Genomic DNA, 18,068 nt, shown 5'->3' with positions numbered 1-18,068 from the left:
AATACGGAATGTCCCTCGAACAGGCAGCACAATCACCTGCATCCCCAAAGCCCCGGCGCGGTGGATTTTCGCAGCACATGAACGAAGTCAGCCTCTTCGTCGCGATCGCCGTGCTCTACATCGTCTTTACCGCCACCGCCGGCGGCTTCATGACATTCAACAACCAGATCAACATCCTGCGCGACGCGGCAACCATCGGCATCGCCGCTTGGGCCGCCACGTTGATCATCATCTCCGGCGAGATCGATGTCAGCGTCGGTCCTATGGTCGCCTTCATCTCCGTGGCACTCGCCTATCTCCTGCAGTGGGGCATTCCGACCCCGATCGCCTTCGTGTTCGCCATCGCGATCGGAGCGGCACTTGCCTCGATCGCCGGCATCCTGCGCGCCTATTTCGACGTTCCGTCCTTCGTCGGCACACTCGGCCTGTGGAGCGCTCTGCGCGGCACGGCCCTGTTCGTCACCGACGCGCTGCCGGTTTCGATCGGGCGCAATGACATCGTCGATATGCTTGACCGGCCGGTGCTCGGCGTGCCGCCTGCGGCCATCATCATGCTGGTGCTGTTTGCCGTCTTTGCCTTCGTCAGCCGCAAGACCGCTTTCGGTCGTTCGGTCTTTGCAATCGGCGGCAATCCGCATGCTGCATTCCTGTCGGGCATCAATGTCGCTCGCATCCGCGTTGCGCTGTTTGCCATTGCCGGGGCGATGGCTGCCGTGTCCGGGATACTGCTCCTCTCGCGGCTCGGCTCGGGCAACGCGACGGCCGCCAACGGCCTGGAATTCGACGTGATTGCCGCTGTCGTTGTCGGCGGCACGGCTCTTTCCGGCGGGCGCGGTTCCATGCTCGGAACATTGCTGGGCGTCCTGGTCATCACCTTGATCGGCAACGGACTGGTGCTTCTCGGCATCAATCCCTTCTTCCAGCAGGTCGTGCGCGGCCTCATCATCGTCGTCGCGGTGCTCGCCAACATTCAGGCGATCAAGCGCGGCGCAGCGCGCAACAAGGGGTGATCCGGTGACCGTTGTCGATCTCAGCAGCGGTGAACTTTCAATCCGTATCTCCACGCGTGGCGGCATCGTGCTTGGATTTTGGTGGACGCGGGGTGGCGCGCGCGTGCCATTGCTTCGCGAGGCTCCCGGCGACGACGTCGATGCGCTCGCATCCGGTTGCTATCCGCTCGTACCGTTTGGCAACCGGGTGAAGGACAACCAATTTCGCTTCAACGACAGGGATTACCGGCTGCGGCCGAATACTGATTGGGACAGGCACTATCTCCATGGTGAAGGATGGCAAGCAGACTGGAGCATGCGCCAGCAGGACGCAACAATGGTGGAACTCGTCTTCGATCATGAAGCGGACGATGCGACGCCTTATAGCTATTCCGCAATCCAGCGGTTTTCCCTGCGGGACGGCTCCCTCGACTTGACGCTGTCCGTCACCAATCTGGGAGGGGACGCGCTTCCCTTCGGTCTCGGGTGGCATCCTTATTTCCCGATGACGCTGAAGACCACATTGCTGGCGCCAGCGCGGAAATATTGGACCGAAGTGAAAGATTGGTTGCCCGGCGAAGCCATCGATATCCCCCTCGACGTCGATTTTAGCGATCCCCGGGGTCTGCCCCATCGCTGGGTGAACAATGGTTTTGAAGACTGGTGTGGTAAGGCGCAAATCGTCTGGCCCGAACGAACTGCGCAACTGTCGCTGACGGCCGATCCGCTTTTCCGCCATGCCTTCGTTTTCGTGTCCGACACGCAGTTCGACCCGGCTTTCGCGCGCGATTATTTCTGTTTCGAGCCTATGACGCATCTGGCGAATGGCCACAATTTGCCCAGGCTCGGCGATCTCTCCGTGTTGCAGGCGGGTGAGACGCTCAGTGGCAGTATTCGAATGAAGCCGTCGATCTGGACGGATCAATAGCAGTTGTCGCCAATCGAAGCGGCTGGAGAATGAGACATGTCCCAAGGGACGGCATACGATTACATTATCATCGGCGGTGGCAGTTCCGCCTGCGTCGTCGCAGCGCGCCTGATCAAGGACGGCAAGGCACGGGTGCTGATGCTGGAACGCGGGCCGCGCAAGGCCAATCCGATCATGCATTTCCCGGCTGGCTACATGAAGTTCCTCGCCAAGGACACTTACCTGTCGATGCACCAGACCAAGCCGCAGGAGCAGCTGAACGGTCGCGGCCCGATTGTGCCGCAGGGCAAGGTTCTGGGCGGCGGCAGCACCGTCAATGCCATGGTCTACATGCGTGGACAGGCAGCCGATTACGATCGCTGGAACGAAGCGGTGACCGCACCCGGCGCCAACAACGACGGTGCATGGTCCTATCGGGACATCCTGCCCTACTTCAAGGCACAGGAAGACAATGATCATCTCGGTGGCGAATTCCACGGCGTCAGCGGACCACTGAAGATTTCGGACCTTGGCCACACCAGCCCGATGACGCGCGCCTACGTTAAGACTCTGCAGGGCATGGGCATTCCCTACAATCCCGACTTCAACGGCGCCGAACAGTTCGGCGTGGGCTTCATGCAGCATACGATCGACTGGCAGACACGTCGCCGCTGCAGCGCAGTCGATGCCTTTCTAGCGCCGGTCATGAACGATCCTCGGCTGACCATCGAAACCGAAGCAACGGTCACGCGCATCATCCTGGAAAACGGCAGGGCCATCGGTGTCGACTACATGCGGAACGGCTCGAAGAAGACCGCCAAGGTCGGCGTCGAAGTCATTCTTGCCGCCGGCGCCTATCAGACCCCCAAGCTGCTGATGCTCTCCGGCATCGGCCCGGACGACGAGCTGTCCCGCCACGGTATAAGGACCGAAATATCCCTGTCCGGCGTCGGCCAAAACCTGCAGGATCACTACGAATGCCCGGTTGTCGCGGCGACAAAGGGCTCGTTCGGCTATTACGGGGCGGACCGGGGCTGGCCGATGATCAAGGCCGGGCTGCAATATTTGCTGTTCAAAACCGGTCCCGCGACCACGACGGGTGTCGAAACCTGCGCCTTCTACGACCCCGACGGCAACAATGCTGAACCGACGATCCAGATGTTCTGTGTGCCGACCGTCTATCTGGATCGCGATGTCATGGGCACCGATCCTGGTGACGGCGTGACGCTCAACTCGCTGCTGCTGCGGCCGAAGGCACGCGGGAGCGTGACTCTTGCGTCCGCCGATCCGTTTATCAACCCCATTGTCGATACCCAGATTTTCAGCCATCCGGACGATCTGCGTCTGACGATAGCCGGCTTCCGCTTCGCCCGCACTGTGCTTGCGGCGTCTCCAATGCGCGAACTGATAGACAAGGAAATCTTTCCCGGCACCGGCGTCACCAGCGACAAGGCGATCGCCGATCATTGCCGCCGCACGGTCAAGACCGGTTATCACCCCGTCGGCACTTGCCGCATGGGCCATGACCAGGATCCGGACGCGGTGTTGACGCGCGACCTCAAGGTGCGCGACGTCGACGGGTTGCGTGTGATCGACGCGTCGATCATGCCCTCCATCGTCAGTGGCAACACCAATGCCGCGGTTCTCGGCGCCGCCGCAAAGGCCGCCGATCTCATTCTGGCCTAGTGCCATCCACAAACGGTAAGCCACTGAAACTATTAGAGTCGGTCAGCCTTAAGCGGAATCGAACCGGGATTGAACTAACCCGCTGACGCGGGAGAGGTGGGGTGTTTGGAGGCTCGGTCTCCTGATGGGATGTTGGGGTTTTGAGAACCAACCCCTGACCAGGAGACCGACCGATGACCGACGCCCCGGCAGCGGTGAACCCCCTGCGCTGCCGCATGATCGACGACATGACGCTCCGCAACCCGTCGCGGGCCTCCACGCCACCTCACAAAAATCATGCTTTCGGCGGGAAAACCTTTTCCCATCTTGACTCCCGGTTTGAGAAAAGGTTTTCTCAGCTGCAGTTCTCTGGGAGGAGGCGAAACTGAATTCACGGCGCAGCAAGGGGCATCGCGTCACCATTCACGATCTGGCAAGGGTTGCCGGCGTGAGCGTTTCGACCGTGTCCAAGGCTCTCAACGATAACGGCCGCATGGCCGCCGGAACGCGCGAGCGTATCAAGAATCTCGCGGCGGAAATCGGCTTTCGTCCGAACGCACTGGCGCGCGGCCTGCTCAGCAATCGCAGCTTTACAGTCGGCCTTCTGACCAACGACACCTATGGCCGCTTCACCCTTCCGGTAATGGCCGGCATTTCCGAGGCGCTGGTGGATCATGGGGTTTCGGTCTTCCTCTGCGCAATCGAGGACGACCCGGCGCTCGGGAAAATCCATGTCGACGCCATGCTGGACAAGCAGGTGGACGGCATCATCGCGACAGGCAAGCGGGTCGACAGGTCTCTCCCGGTCGATCTCGCCGGCCTGCCGGTGCCGGTCGTCTATGCTTTCACCAAGGGCGAGCCCGGCAGCGTGACGCTGACCTCCGATGACGGTCATGGCGCAAGACTGGCGGCAGGACGGCTGAAGAAGATGGGCCGCAAGCGGCTGTTGCACATCACAGGCCCGCTGGAATTTACCTCCGCGGTCGAGCGCGCCGAGGCATTTCGGGCCGTCGCCGGCGGTGGGGCGCCGGTCCTGCATGGGGTCTGGTCGGAGGCCTGGGGTCACGAGGCGATCGGCCGCATCTGGGATGCGGGCGGTGAGAGGCCCGACGGCGTCTTCTGCGGCAACGACCAGATCGCCCGCGGCGTGGTCGATGCGCTGCGCGAGCGCGGCGTCAGGGTGCCGGAGGATGTCTCCGTCATCGGCTTCGACAATTGGGAGATCATGGCGGCTCAGACGCGGCCGCCGCTGACCACCATCGACATGAACCTGAAGGAGCTTGGGCGGGAGGCCGGGCTGATGGTGCTTGCACTTGCAGAGGGGCGGACGATCGAGCCCGGCCTGCGCAAGCTGCCCTGCCGGCTTGTCGTACGGGACTCCTGCGGAGGCGGGGGAAGACAGATCTGATTGAGGAGATGGGGTCACCCGGAGTGGCCCCGCATTTGGGAGGAATGCGAAATGTTCACGAAACTGATGGCAGCGACGGCCCTCATATCGGCCAGCATGATCTCGGTCGCATCGGCCGAGACGATCAGCATGTGGGTCCGCTCGGGTATCGGCGACTCGTTCAAGGAAGTCGTCAAGGCCTACAATGCAGGTCACGAGCACAAGGTGGAGCTCACCGAGGTGCCCTTTGCCGAGCTCGTGCAGAAATATGCCACTGCGATCGCCGGCGGCCAGGCGCCGGACGCGCTTTCGCTCGACCTGATCTACACGCCGGCATTCGCCGCCGCCGGTCAGTTGGAAGACCTCACCGACTGGGCGAAGGCGCTGCCCTACTTCAATTCGCTCTCGCCCTCGCATGTGAAGCTCGGCACCTATGAGGACAAGATCTACGGCCTGCCGCTCACGGTCGAGACCTCGATCTTCGCCTGGAACAAGGACCTCTACAAAAAGGCCGGCCTCGACCCCGAAAAGGCGCCGGAGACCTGGGAGGAGATCACCGCCAATGCCGAGAAAATCCGCGCGCTCGGTGGCGACACCTACGGCTTCTATTTCTCCGGGGGCGGCTGCGGTGGCTGCATGATCTTCACCTTCACGCCGCTGACCTGGGGCGCGGGCGCCGATATCCTTTCAGCCGACGGCAAGACCGCGACGCTCGACACGCCGCAAATGCGCAAGGCCGTCGACATCTACCGCAACATGGTCGAGAAGGACCTCGTTCCCGCGGGCGCCGCGAGCGACAACGGCGTAAATTTCCTCAGCTTCACCAATGGCAAGATCGGCCAGCAGAGCCTCGGCGCCTTCGCCATCGGCACGCTGGTGACGCAGCATCCGGAGATCGATTTCGGCGTGACGCTGATCCCGGGCGTCGACGGCAAGCCGTCCTCCTTCGCCGGCGGCGACAACTTCGTCGTCACCAAGGGCACGCCGAAGCTCGAAGAGGTGAAGGAATTCCTCGAATATACCTATTCGCCGGAAGGCCAGAAGATCATGGCGAAATTCGGCAGCCTGCCCACCCGCGGCGACATCGCCAATGAGGTGCTCGAAGGCCTCGACCCGCGCCTCAAGGTCGGCATGGAGGCGATCGCCGTCGCCCAGACGCCTTATACGCTGCAATTCAACGACCTGATCAACAGCGCCAACGGGCCGTGGGCGACCTTCACCAATGCTGCGATCTATGGCGATGACGTCGACGGGGCGTTCTCGAACGCACAAGACGAGATGCAGTCGATCATCGACGCCGGGCAGTAAGGCGGACACGAAGAAACTGCCGCTTCGCGGATGGCGGGTGGGGATAACCCCCTCCGCCACCAGTGCCCCGAAACTCTCGAAAGTGCATACATGACGACGTCAGCGCTCACATCCGCCAGGCACCGACGCCGCCCGAAGCGGCAACCCGGCTGGCGCGGGCTCATCTATATCGCGCCGGCGATGGCGCTCGTCACGCTCTTCTTCGTGCTGCCCGTGCTGTTCACGCTGTGGATGAGCCTTCACAAATGGCCGCTGCTCGGCGAGCCGGCCTGGATCGGTCTGCGCAACTATACGCGGATGTTCACCGATGCGCGGTTCTTCAACGCGCTCGGGTTCACCGCCCACTATACCCTGATCGTCACGATAGCGATTTTCGCGGTCGCCTTTCCGCTGGCGATTTTCGTGGAGAAACAAAGGCCGTTGGTCTCGCTCTACCGGACCATCGTCTTTCTGCCTGTCGTGGTGGGGCTCGCATCCGCCTCGCTGCTCTGGGTGTGGCTCGCCAATGTCGACAGCGGGCTTTTCGCGCCGCTCTTCGATATGCTGGGCCTCACCTCCGGACGGATCAACCTGCTCGCCAAGTTCGATACCGCGTTTCTGACCATCATCGTCATGGTGGTCTGGAAGATCGCCGGCTTCACCATGATCATCCTGCTGACGGGGCTGCAGGCCATCCCGGCCGAACTGACCGAGGCCGCGCGCATCGACGGCGCCGGCCGCTGGCAACGCTTCCGCCACCTGACGCTGCCCCTGATGCGCCGGACCATGGCGCTGGCGCTCATCCTTTCGGTCACCGGCTCGATCCTCGCCTTCGACCAGTTCTACATCATGACCAGCGGCGGCCCGCAGAACAAGATGATCTCCGTCGTCTACTATATCTTCAACCAGTCCTTCGTGTCCTTCAATCTCGGCTACGGCGCGGCACTGTCGATCGCGCTCCTCCTGATCCTGGTGACGCTCAGCGTCGTCCAGCTCTGGCTGCTCAAGGTGGGGGACGAACGCCCATGAGGACGCGCCGCGAAATCCGCGCCCGCAAGGCACTCCGGGACAGGATCGTCTATCACGGCATCGGCATCGGCACGGCCTTCTTCTTCCTGGCGCCCTTTGCCGTTTCCTTTCTTGCCTCCTTCCGGCCGAACAGCGAGTCCGGCAGGCCGCCGCTGCCGCCATGGCCGATCTCGGGGCTGAGCTTCGACGCCTACCGGGCGCTCGACAGCTTCGGTGCCGGCATCTGGCAGCACATGTTCAATTCGCTCCTCGTGTCGATCGGAACGGTCGCCCTGACGGTCGCCGTCAGCGTGCTCGCCGGCTACGGCTTCTCCCGCTACCGCTTTCCCTTCAAGAACGCGCTTTTCGTGCTGATCATCGCGACGCTGATGATCCCGTTCCAGTCGATCCTGACGCCGCTCTTCATCATCCTGGCGCGGCTCGGGCTCAACAATTCGCTCATCGGGCTGATGCTCGTCTATGTGACGCTGCAGCTTCCCTTCTCCGTCTTCATGATGCGCAACGCCTTCGATGCCGTGCCGAAGGAAATCGAGGAGGCGGCGCGCATCGACGGCGCCCGCGACCTGAAACTGCTCGTGCGGGTGTTGCTGCCGCTGGTCATGCCCGGGATTGCGACCGTGTCGATCTTCGCCTTCCTCAATGCCTGGAACGAATTCTTCGCCGCGCTCGTCCTTCTGTCCAGCAACGACAATTACACGCTTCCCGTTCTGATGACCGCCGTGCGCGCCGGCCGTCTCGGCGCGATCAACTGGGGCGCGGTGCAGGCCGGCGTCGCGGTGATGGTCGTTCCCTGCCTGTTCGTCTTCCTTCTTCTGCAACGCTATTACATGCGCGGGCTGATGGCCGGCGCGGTGAAATGATCCGAGAGAAAGAAACCTCATGACAAAGACCGTGAAAGACCGCCAGTTCCGCCCCGTTGCCGTTCCCGATGTCGAACTCGGCGGATTCTGGGGCAAATGGCAGGATGCCGTCTGCCAATCCACCGCCGAAACCCTGCTCGACCGTTGCGTCGAGGCTGGCATGATCAAGGCGATCGACGTCAGTGAGCCAAGCCCCGGTATCGTCATCCCCATCCAACCCTGGGGCGGTACCACCCAGATGTTCTGGGACTCCGACCTCGGCAAGTCGATCGAGACGATCGCCTATTCGCTCTACCGCCGCCCCAATCCGGAACTCGAGACCCGTGCCGACCGGATCATCGACATGTACGAGAAGCTGCAGGACCAGGACGGATATCTCAATGCCTGGTTCCAGCGCGTTCAGCCCGACAGGCGCTGGACCAACCTGCGCGACCACCACGAGCTCTATTGCGCCGGCCATCTGATCGAGGCTGCCGTCGCCTATTACCAGGCGACCGGCAAGCGCAAGCTTCTCGACATCATGTGCCGCTTTGCGGACTATATGATTACGGTCTTCGGGCATGGCGAAGGGCAGATTCCGGGTTATTGCGGCCATGAGGAGATCGAGCTCGCTCTCGTCAAGCTTGCGCGCGTGACGGGCGAGAAGAAGTATCTCGACCTTTCGAAGTTCTTCATCGACGAGCGCGGCACCGAGCCGCATTTCTTCACCGAAGAGGCCAAAAGGGATGGCCGCGATCCGGAGAGTTTCATCCAGAAGACCTATGAATACGGGCAGGCGCATCAGCCGGTGCGCGAGCAGAAAAAGGTCGTCGGCCACGCCGTGCGCGCGATGTATCTCTATTCCGGCATGGCCGACATCGCGACCGAATACAGGGACGACAGCCTGACGGCGGCCTTGGAAACGTTGTGGGACGACCTCACCACGAAGCAGATGTACATCACCGGCGGCATCGGTCCGGCAGCCTCGAACGAGGGTTTCACCTGCTATTACGACCTGCCCAACGACACGGCCTATGCCGAGACCTGTGCCTCCGTCGGCCTTGTCTTCTGGGCGAGCCGCCTGCTCGGCCGCGGCCCGAACCGCCGCTATGCCGACGTCATGGAGCAGGCGCTTTACAACGGCGCCTTGCCGGGTCTTTCGATCGACGGCAAGACCTTCTTCTACGACAACCCGCTCGAAAGCACTGGCGGGCACCACCGATGGAAGTGGCATCATTGCCCCTGCTGCCCGCCCAATATCGCGCGGCTCGTGACCTCGATCGGTTCCTATATGTATGCGGTCGCGGAGGATGAGATCGCAGTCCATCTCTACGGCGAAAGCACGGCGCGGCTGAAACTCGCGAACGGCGCCGATGTCGAGCTCAGGCAGGAGACCAGCTATCCCTGGGAGGGGGCGATCGCCTTCACGACGAAGCTCGCCAGGCCGGCGAAGTTCGCGCTGTCCTTGCGCATACCGGAATGGGCGGTCGGCGCGACGTTAAGCGTCAACGGTAGGATGCTCGATCTCTCGGCTCATTTGACCGGCGGCTATGCCCGCATCGAACGCGAATGGTCGGACGGCGACCGGGTGGCGCTTTATCTGCCGCTGGCCCTTCGGCCGCAATATGCCAATCCGAAGGTCCGGCAGGATGTCGGCCGCGTGGCGCTGATGCGCGGCCCGCTGGTCTATTGCGTCGAGGCCACGGACAATGGCGAGGATCTGAACGCAATTGTGCTTCCCCGCGAACTGCCGGCTGCCGAAACGGTCGTGCTCGATGATCTGAACGGTGCGGTTGCCATCGACATTTCCGTCGAGCGCGAGGAGACGGAGGACTGGGGAAAGGCGCTTTACCGACAGACGAGGCCTGAGCGCCGCCCGCACAAAGCGCGCTTCGTGCCCTATCATCTCTGGGACAACCGGGCGCCGGGAGAGATGCTCGTCTGGGTCCAGTCGGAAAAGTAGGCGACCTCCAGGATGGCGAACGGCATCAGCAACAAGAGCGTCATGCTCAGCGACATACGCAAGAGTTATGGCGGCCTGGAGGTTATCCATGGCATCGACCTGACGATCGAGGAAGGCGATTTCGTCGTCTTCGTCGGCCCGTCGGGCTGCGGAAAATCGACCCTGCTGCGAATGATCGCGGGGCTCGAAGAGGTGACCGAGGGGGAGATCGCAATCAAGGGCAGGGACGTGACAGACCTCGACCCCTCCGAGCGCGGCATCGCCATGGTCTTCCAGTCCTACGCGCTCTACCCCCATATGAGCGTCAGCGACAATCTCGGCTTCGGGCTCAAGATGGCGCGAACGGATTCGGCCGAAATCGAGCGCCGCGTCGCGCAGGTCTCGGCCATTCTCAAGATCGACCATCTGCTCGACCGAAGACCCGGTCAGCTTTCCGGAGGCCAGCGCCAGCGCGTGGCGATCGGCCGGGCGATCGTGCGCAAGCCCGACGTCTTCCTGTTCGATGAGCCGCTTTCCAACCTCGATGCGGAACTGCGCGTCTCGATGCGCATCGAGATTGCCCGCCTGCACCGCGAGCTCGGCAACACGATGGTCTATGTCACACACGATCAGACGGAAGCGATGACGCTGGCCGATCAGATCGTCGTGCTTCGGGACGGCCGGATCGAGCAGGCCGGCAGCCCCCGCGACGTTTACGAGGACCCGGCCAACATGTTCGTGGCAGGCTTCATCGGTTCGCCACGGATGAATTTTCTCGATGCGGAATGGCAGGGGGACGGGACGATCCGGGTCGGCGAGACCACAGTCGAGGCAGCGATCGACGGCGGCAGCCTGAGGCACGGCGAGCGCCTGCTTTTCGGCATAAGGCCCGAACATATCGCCGTGGCGGAGCCGGGACCGGAACGGATCACTGCCCAGGTCGAGTTCTCGGAATATCTCGGTGGAACGCGCTACCTCTACTGCCAGCTCGAAGACGGCCAGAGCCTCGTCGTCGAACAGCGCGAGGGTCCGAACTGGCAGGCAGGGGAAAGACTTTCTTTCGCCGTACCGGAGGACCGAAGGCGGTTCTTTGCCGAAGACGGGCGGCGCTTGCGGTAGCGAGCCGGCGCCCCGCTCACAACTGCCGCATGGCCGTGCTTGGTTATGCAGATGCAGGGGTCTACATTTAAAGAAACGCTCCACATGGAGGGCCGGCGTGCCGATCAATGTCAGCAACCCCGAGGCGGATGCCCTGAGACGCGAAAGGCGTACCGATCCTGGTCACCGACGACGAGTTTCGGCAGACCGCGCTGATTAAGTGCAGCCGGAGTGTCTTCCATCGGAAAGCACCGCAAGGGGGCCTGAAGTTCCCGCCCTTGGGGGGCTCCTTCTACGAAGTATTTTCAATAGCAGCCGGCTTCCACACCAGATCCCTGTCGGCCATGCCTGAAAGATCCAAGGTTACCCGAATACCGTTCCTGATTCGCCGTCGTAAGAGATCGGTGCGATCAGGTGTCGTCCGAAGCAAAGCGCTCCGATGGAGTGCGCTCAACTGAGAGCGCGAGATTCTTAGCTCCAAGGCAAGTAAGCGATCGAGGCGCGTACTGCTCGGGAATGGAACTGAAAGCTCGATCTCCAAGTGCTCCCAATCAGCAACCTCGTGCAGCAGCTCCTTTCGAACCTCGAATTCGGAAAACTCATCGATCCTTTGCGACTTCCGCCTGAGTGCTTCGAGATTGAAAGTCTCCGCTTGAATCCAAGAGGGATCGTTGGACTGTAGTGCGTCGAGGACAGCGGGACGGATGTCGCGAACATTTCGGCGTTCGAATATTGGGCGGTTCCAGGTCCTGTCGCACGTCGAGCATTTGTAGATAAGCCATGCATCAAGCTTCCGACCATTGGCATTAAGCCTGATCTTGTTGCTGCTTTCGAAGGCTCTAACGCCGCCGCATCCGCTGCATGCTACCCAAGGCTGAGGGGGGATTAGGGGAATGATGGTCCAACGGACCTGAAGTGTATTGCACATACCGTCTTGGCCTTCCTTTCGGAAGTCCACCAAGATGGGAGCGTGAGAAAGCCCTTAGGGCACGGCATGGCGGCGTTCGGGGGGTGAAGAGCTGAGACAGCGGGGCTGCACTTGGCACATTTAAACGATGCCAGACCGGTCTCATGCCACCACCCGATGAACACATTCATACCCCACCGACTCTCGTCGGCCGGCGGCAGTACGGGTGAGAAATGGATTGAGACCGGTTTTTACTTAGGCAAAGTGGACCTCTACAATGCCAACGCTCTTCACCAAAGCGATAACAAATGATCCGCTTGAGATGGAGTCCTCATTACGGCAGAACCGACAAACATGTCGCGTGCTGCATTTTTGCAACTCTGCGATGTGGTCGGGTCGTGTAGACCACTCGTTTTCCGCGTCTGATGACTGCGTCCACGGCGGCCGTGTTCACACGTCTTAGGAAGGTAGATTGGACGGTTTCGCTACCTTGTGTTAGCGTGTACACAACCGAATACAGGATAATGTCATGCCCGTCAGCACCACCATGACCATTCGGGTCAGCCCCGAGTTAAAGAAAAAGCTCGATCGGATCGCTAGCGCCACTTCGCGCAGCCGCTCCTTCCTCGCGGGCGAAGCCCTGGCTGCCTATGTGGACCGGGAGCTTGAAATCATCGACGGGATCAAGCGCGGCATGGCTGATGCCGAAGCTGGCCGCCTCGTTCCGCATGAAGAGGCCATGGTTGAAATTTTCGGCTTGATCCGGAAGGCCGAGACCGGCAAGGGCGATAAAGTTTGAGGCGGCCTGTTCAGTGGTCGCGTGCAGCTCTGGATGACCTCAAGGATCAGGTTTTCTTTATTGCACGGGAAGACCCGGATGCAGCGGCAAGAGTGGCGGGCCGGGTTCGCGATACGGCCGCAGCACTCGGCGAGATGGCGACCGGGAGGCCGGGGCGGGTGATCGGCACGTACGAGAAGTCCATCAACCGCTTGCCCTATGTAATCGCATATGCACTGATGAGCCACGGCGACCGCGAAAGCGTCATGATCCTGCGCGTCATCCACACCGCGCGGGAATGGACAGCCGAGGAATGGCCGCCTTAAAGCACGTCCAGGAAAAGTGTGTAACGGTTCTCCGGCCGGAAGTGCGTTGGGTCAAATGCTCTACAGCGCCGCGTGTCAGACACGCAAAAGTCCTGCAGCACTTTGATCTGCTGCATGTCTTTGCCCTTCAATCGATTACGATTAAGGAAACGTGCCGTAGGCCTACTTTGCCTCTCGTTCAGCCCTCGCCGATGGTAAATGTCGGTGCTTCTGGCGGTTCGGATCCGCGATAGTGGCTCGGCGGCAGGCCGATCACACGCTTGAAGGCGCGGCTGAACGAGGCTTCCGAGTCATAGCCGAGGCGGCGCGCGACGACGGAGATGCGCATGCGGTCGCGGGTCAGCCATTGCCGTGCCTGATGCATGCGCACCTGCGTGAGGTAGCGGGCCGGCGTCTCGCCGACCACGGCGGCGAACTGCTGCGCGAAGCCGGAGCGCGAGGCGCCCATGAGCTTGGCGAGGGAATCCACGGTCCAGCTCTTTTCCGGATCGAGGTGCATGGCCGCGATTACGCGGCCGAGCCCGGGATGGCGGACCGCCGCCACCCAGCCATTGGTATTGCCGCATCCGTGCTCCACCCAGGAGCGGATGATGAGCGCCGCGAGCACGTCGGCCAGCCGCGCAAGCACGCCGCCGGAGCCGACGCGGCTGGCGCCGACTTCCCGCGCCATGGCGTCGAGCATGTGCGGGATCGCCGGCTCGCTTGCCGTCAGGGCGTCGATGCGCATCACGTCCGGCATCATGCGCAACAACGGATGCATGGCATCCATGTTGAACCGCAGACTGCCGCAGAAAAGGATGGTGGTCTTGCCGCGCCCGCCCCCGCAGACGTCGTAGACGCAATGGCATACCTCCTGGACCGAATAGGCTTCGAGCGGCGACAGCTTCTCGCCGGGCGCGCTCGCCAGCGCATGCGCGCCGCCACGCGGCAGAAGCACGGCATCGCCGCGCTTCAGTTCGATCCAGTCTCCGTCGGCCACCCGCAGCCAGCAGTCTCCGCAGATGAAGTGGAAGCGTGCCGCCTCCTGCGCCGGAAATGAAATTCCCCAGGGCGCGGTCAATTCGCAACGGACGTAATCGACGCCGTCGAGGCGCAGTCCGCGCAGAAGTTCGCTGAGAAAATCCTCCGAAGCGGAAGAAGATATTTTGGACGAATGATCAAGCATTACGGAATTTCTAGCATGGAATGTCCAGGGCGTCACGCCTTATCTAAGCCGGACCCTCTCAAGGAGACCGCTCTTATGACAGATACAGCGACCACTTTGGACGCCACGTTCATACCGGAAAGCGAGGAGCGAATCGATCCGGCATGGGCCGGGGTCGGCTCCCTCGCGCTCGGCGTGTTCGGCCTCGTCACCGCAGAATTCCTCCCCGTCAGCATTCTCACGCCGATGGCCGCCGATCTCGGTATCAGCACGGGCACGGCCGGCCAGGCGGTGACGGCGACCGCCGTCGTCGGCGCGGTCGCCGGGCTCACGATCGCCATCGCCACGCGCCGGTTCGACCGCCGGCTCGTGCTTTGGGGCTTCACCCTGGCGCTGATCGCCTCCAGCCTGCTTGCGGCTTTCGCCACCAATCTCGCCATGCTCCTTGCCGCACGCGTCGTCCTCGGCATCGGGCTCGGCGGCTTCTGGTCGATGATGGCGGCGATCGCCTTGCGCCTCGTGCCGATGTCGCTCGTGCCTCGTGCCATGTCGATCGTCTTCACCGGCGTCTCGGTGGCGACGGTCTGTGCGGCGCCTTTAGGCGCCTATATCGGCGATCTCTGGGGCTGGCGAGCCGCATTCCTGATGGCTGCGGCGGTCGGTGCCGTAACGCTGATCGTACAGATGGCGACCATACCGCGGCTGCCGCCGCAGTCGGCGCCTAGCATGAAGCTTCTGTTCGACCTCATGCACATGCCGAGCATCCGAATCGGGATCATCACCGTCCTGCTTTTCGTCTCCGGCCACTTCGCCGGCTTCACCTATGTGCGCCCGTTCCTCGAAAACGTCCCGGAGTTCGGCATCGAGGCGATCTCCCTGATCCTGCTGGCTTACGGCATCGGCGGCTTCTTCGGCAATCTGGCCGGCGGGCTCATCATCGAACGCAGCATCACGGCGGCCGTGAGCCTCGGAACGCTGCTCATCGCGGCGATGGCGTTCGCCCTCGTGACCTTCGGTTCGCTCGATGTCGTGTCGGCCGTGGCGGTGACCCTGTGGGGCTTCGCGTTCGGGGCGCTGCCAGTCGCCGTCCAGACCTGGATGGTGCGAGCCGCACCCGACCATGCGGAAAGCACGGGCGGTCTCATCGTTGCGACCTTTCAGGTCGGCATCGCCAGCGGCGCTGTTCTCGGCGGGCTCTTCGTGGACAGCTTCGGCCCGCTCGGTGCCATCACCTATTGCGCCGTCGCGACGCTCGCGAGCGGGCTCTATGTCATGGCCTCCCGGCGCAGCATAGAGGTCTGACTGCCGTCCGGTCGCGGCGTCGGTTCAGCGCCGTTCCGGGAAGAGCGCTTTAAGCCCTTCCGGTGACGGCGCGGCGATGCCGCGCTCGGTGATGAGTCCGGTGATCAGGCGCGCGGGCGTCACGTCGAAGGCGGGATTTGCCGCGGGACTGCCCTCCGGCGAGATGCGAACGCTGGCGATGGAGCCGTCGGACGCGCGTCCCTGCACGAAGCTCACCTCGTCGCCGGGCCGTTCCTCGATCGGAATTTCCTTGATCCCGTCATGGACCGTCCAGTCGATCGTAGGCGACGGCAGAGCGACATAGAAGGGCACGCCGTTGTCCCGTGCGGCGAGGGCCTTGAGGTAGGTGCCGATTTTATTGCAGACGTCGCCATTGGCCGTGGTGCGGTCGGTGCCGACGATCACCATGTCCACGTCGCCGTGCTGCATGAGATGGCCGCCGGCATTGTCGACGATCAGCGTGTGTGGCACGCCATGGCTGCTCATTTCCCAGGCGGTGAGATAGGCGCCCTGATTGCGCGGCCGCGTCTCGTCGACATAGACGTGCACCGGTATGCCTTCCTCGACCGCCATGTAGATCGGCGCCGTCGCGGTGCCGTAATCGACGGTCGCCAGCCAGCCGGCGTTGCAATGGGTCAGGATGCGAACCGGCTCGCCCGGCTTCTTCTTTGCGGCGATTTCGCGGATGACGTTGAGGCCGTTCGCACCGATGGCGCGGTTGAGTTCGACGTCCTCTTCGGCGATTTCCGCGGCGCGCTCATAGGCGGCGTCCGCGCGTCCTGCTTCCGGCAGCGGGCGGAGATGATCCCGCATCGCGTCGAGGGCCCAACGCAGGTTGATGGCGGTCGGTCGCGTTTCGTGAAGCTTGTCCCGGACGGCATCAAGATGCACATCCGATGGGTCCTCCGCCATGGCAATGGCAACGCCGTAAGCGGCGGTGACGCCGATCAGCGGCGCGCCGCGCACCCACATGTCGCGAATGGCGACGGCCACGTCGGCGACAGTCTTCAGCGTCACGACACGCAAGTCGTGCGGCAGCCACCGCTGGTCGATGATGTCGACGGAGCGGCCATCCTCGTTGAGCCAGATCGTGTGGTAATGACGTTCTCCGATTTTCACGCGAGTGTCTCCTTCTGAAGCCGCTCCGCCGTGGCGCGGATGTCCCTGAGGCTGTGGATGCGATGCCGGTTGACGGCGAGATGACGTCCAAGCTTCAACGCCTTGCTTTCGCAGGCGGCGCGGCGGTCGGGATCGGCAATCGTTTCGAAATCGGCATTGTGGGCGAGGCCGAGAATGCGGCGGTGGATCTCAATTCCGGCAAAGCCCAGCATCTCGCGCCAGATTTCCTCGATGACGATGTTGAGCGCCTGCTCGGCGCCGAGCGCGTCGTTCCTGTCCTCGAAAACGCGCGCCTGGTAAAGCATGCCCATGCGCTCGGTCCGCCAGAGTCGGGCAAATTCGGAGCGGAACGTTTCCCAGATCGTTTCGATCGTCTCGAGCAGATAGACGCGCATGCTGTCGCGCGCGCCGGTCGTGCTCTCCTGGCCGCTCTGCGAGAAGTAGCTCATCCAGAAATTGGCGAGAAGCATCCCGACGTCGAAGCTGATCGGTCCGTAGAAGGCGAATTCCGGGTCTATGACGCGGGTCTCGGCGTCCGTGACCATCACCGAACCGGTATGCAGGTCGCCGTGGCAGAGCGTTTCTGCCTTGGCGGAGAAGAGATGCTTCAGCCGCTGCGCCTCGACCTTGAGGTCACGGTCGGAACGGAGCTCCGTCACGATCGGGTCGAGCTGCGGCGCGGTGTGGCGGTTGAGTTCGGCTTCGAAATAGGGATCGGAAAAAACGAGATTTTCGGTGATGTCGCACAGTTCGACATTGTCCGCAAAGAGCGCCAGGTCCGCTTTCTTGTCGCGCGTCGCCATGGAAAGGTCCGAGCCGCGGAAAAGCGTGCGGGCGGCAAAGAGGCCGAGATCGCAGCCTATATTGGGCAATTCGCATCCATCGATCAGCGCGCGGCGCAGGATGACGTGCGGCGTCAGATACTCCATGACGATCAGCGCCTGCGTCTCGTCGAAGAAGAAGATCGCCGGCACCGTGCCGGGAGCACGCGCGGCCTGACGCACCAGCGCATGGTATTCGAAGAAGGAGCGTTTCAGAGGCAGTGGCCAGCTCTCGCCGACAAGGCGCACATAAGGCAACGCCTGCTTCACGACCGCCGTGCCTTTGCTGCCCGTGACGATGAAGACGAGGTTGAGATTGCCGTCGCCGACCTCCTTGACGGTCCAGTGCGAGACGTCCTCGCCGATCTTCTCCCTGAGAGCGGAATTGCCGCCGAGCCGATGCGGCAATGTTTCGGCGCTGAGCGCCTCGAAGACTTGCTTGTCCATATCGTCCTCCTCCTGCGCATGGCGCGGCCTCCACCACCCGCCGCCATGGCACAGCTAAGGCACCATTCTGGCAAATGTCAA

The 18,068-nt window shown here is 62.4% G+C and carries 17 protein-coding genes; 13 read left to right on the top strand and 4 right to left on the bottom strand.

Annotated features, from left to right (window positions below; genetic code table 11):
- Nucleotides 1–8: 8 nt before the first annotated feature.
- From ACTJKL_RS06600 to ACTJKL_RS06555, 10 genes are all read left to right on the top strand, one after another.
- Nucleotides 9–1,010 (top strand): ABC transporter permease, encoded by a 1,002-nt coding sequence (locus ACTJKL_RS06600; RefSeq protein ID WP_411926500.1) that lies wholly within the window; start codon nucleotides 9–11, stop codon nucleotides 1,008–1,010.
- A 4-nt stretch (nucleotides 1,011–1,014) separates the two neighbouring features.
- A complete protein-coding gene (locus ACTJKL_RS06595; protein WP_411926501.1) occupies nucleotides 1,015–1,917 on the top strand; it encodes an aldose 1-epimerase in 903 nt (300 codons plus the stop codon).
- A gap of 36 nt (nucleotides 1,918–1,953) precedes the next feature.
- A complete protein-coding gene (locus ACTJKL_RS06590; protein WP_440852489.1) occupies nucleotides 1,954–3,582 on the top strand; it encodes a GMC family oxidoreductase in 1,629 nt (542 codons plus the stop codon).
- Nucleotides 3,583–3,755: 173 nt separating this feature from the next.
- Entirely contained in the window at nucleotides 3,756–3,950 is a 195-nt protein-coding gene (locus ACTJKL_RS06585; RefSeq protein WP_440852488.1) for a hypothetical protein, read from the top strand.
- Between the two features lie 59 nt (nucleotides 3,951–4,009).
- Nucleotides 4,010–4,969 carry a LacI family DNA-binding transcriptional regulator gene (locus ACTJKL_RS06580; RefSeq protein ID WP_440852487.1) on the top strand — a complete coding sequence of 320 codons (960 nt, stop codon included), beginning with the start codon at nucleotides 4,010–4,012 and terminating at the stop codon, nucleotides 4,967–4,969.
- Between the two features lie 51 nt (nucleotides 4,970–5,020).
- Nucleotides 5,021–6,256, top strand: coding sequence for an ABC transporter substrate-binding protein (locus ACTJKL_RS06575; RefSeq protein WP_018096084.1), 1,236 nt, complete (start codon nucleotides 5,021–5,023; stop codon nucleotides 6,254–6,256).
- 90 nt (nucleotides 6,257–6,346) lie between these two features.
- A complete protein-coding gene (locus tag ACTJKL_RS06570) occupies nucleotides 6,347–7,264 on the top strand; it encodes a carbohydrate ABC transporter permease (protein ID WP_018096085.1) in 918 nt (305 codons plus the stop codon).
- Nucleotides 7,261–8,124 (top strand): carbohydrate ABC transporter permease, encoded by an 864-nt coding sequence (locus tag ACTJKL_RS06565; RefSeq protein WP_275599522.1) that lies wholly within the window; start codon nucleotides 7,261–7,263, stop codon nucleotides 8,122–8,124. Before ACTJKL_RS06570 ends, ACTJKL_RS06565 begins: the two co-directional genes overlap by 4 nt.
- A 19-nt stretch (nucleotides 8,125–8,143) precedes the next feature.
- Entirely contained in the window at nucleotides 8,144–10,066 is a 1,923-nt protein-coding gene (locus ACTJKL_RS06560) for a glycoside hydrolase family 127 protein (protein ID WP_440852486.1), read from the top strand.
- A gap of 12 nt (nucleotides 10,067–10,078) precedes the next feature.
- Nucleotides 10,079–11,164 (top strand): ABC transporter ATP-binding protein, encoded by a 1,086-nt coding sequence (locus ACTJKL_RS06555; RefSeq protein WP_411926506.1) that lies wholly within the window; start codon nucleotides 10,079–10,081, stop codon nucleotides 11,162–11,164.
- Nucleotides 11,165–11,435: 271 nt separating this feature from the next.
- On the opposite strand, the gene ACTJKL_RS06550 is transcribed toward ACTJKL_RS06555, so the two are convergent.
- Nucleotides 11,436–12,071: a DUF1062 domain-containing protein gene (locus tag ACTJKL_RS06550; protein WP_100671115.1), complete on the bottom strand. Its 636-nt coding sequence runs from the start codon at nucleotides 12,069–12,071 to the stop codon at nucleotides 11,436–11,438.
- Between the two features lie 508 nt (nucleotides 12,072–12,579).
- Between ACTJKL_RS06550 and ACTJKL_RS06545 the strand changes: the two genes are divergently transcribed.
- Nucleotides 12,580–12,849: a CopG family ribbon-helix-helix protein gene (locus ACTJKL_RS06545; RefSeq protein ID WP_100671119.1), complete on the top strand. Its 270-nt coding sequence runs from the start codon at nucleotides 12,580–12,582 to the stop codon at nucleotides 12,847–12,849.
- Nucleotides 12,846–13,154: a type II toxin-antitoxin system RelE/ParE family toxin gene (locus ACTJKL_RS06540; protein ID WP_275599518.1), complete on the top strand. Its 309-nt coding sequence runs from the start codon at nucleotides 12,846–12,848 to the stop codon at nucleotides 13,152–13,154. Before ACTJKL_RS06545 ends, ACTJKL_RS06540 begins: the two co-directional genes overlap by 4 nt.
- Nucleotides 13,155–13,332: 178 nt before the next feature.
- Here the strand turns inward: ACTJKL_RS06540 and ACTJKL_RS06535 are convergent, their stop codons facing one another.
- Nucleotides 13,333–14,319 (bottom strand): AraC family transcriptional regulator, encoded by a 987-nt coding sequence (locus ACTJKL_RS06535; protein WP_411926508.1) that lies wholly within the window; start codon nucleotides 14,317–14,319, stop codon nucleotides 13,333–13,335.
- 75 nt (nucleotides 14,320–14,394) lie between these two features.
- Here ACTJKL_RS06535 and ACTJKL_RS06530 point away from each other — a divergent pair, with 75 nt between their 5' ends.
- Complete coding sequence (locus ACTJKL_RS06530; protein ID WP_102763730.1) at nucleotides 14,395–15,600, top strand: MFS transporter; 1,206 nt, start codon at nucleotides 14,395–14,397, stop codon at nucleotides 15,598–15,600.
- Nucleotides 15,601–15,624: 24 nt separating this feature from the next.
- Here ACTJKL_RS06530 and mtnA read toward each other — a convergent pair whose 3' ends face one another.
- Both mtnA and mtnK read right to left on the bottom strand, forming a co-directional pair.
- Entirely contained in the window at nucleotides 15,625–16,719 is a 1,095-nt protein-coding gene (gene mtnA, locus ACTJKL_RS06525) for an S-methyl-5-thioribose-1-phosphate isomerase (RefSeq protein ID WP_411926510.1), read from the bottom strand.
- Complete coding sequence (gene mtnK / locus ACTJKL_RS06520) at nucleotides 16,716–17,987, bottom strand: S-methyl-5-thioribose kinase (protein WP_440852485.1); 1,272 nt, start codon at nucleotides 17,985–17,987, stop codon at nucleotides 16,716–16,718. The genes mtnA and mtnK overlap by 4 nt, the downstream gene beginning before the upstream one ends.
- Nucleotides 17,988–18,068 lie beyond the last annotated feature (81 nt).

Source organism: Sinorhizobium sp. 22678 (assembly GCF_052044265.1).
GTDB classification, from domain to species: Bacteria; Pseudomonadota; Alphaproteobacteria; order Rhizobiales; family Rhizobiaceae; genus Sinorhizobium; species Sinorhizobium meliloti_A.
The sequence above is the reverse complement of the archived record's forward strand: the minus strand, read 5'-3'. Positions and strand labels throughout refer to the sequence as shown.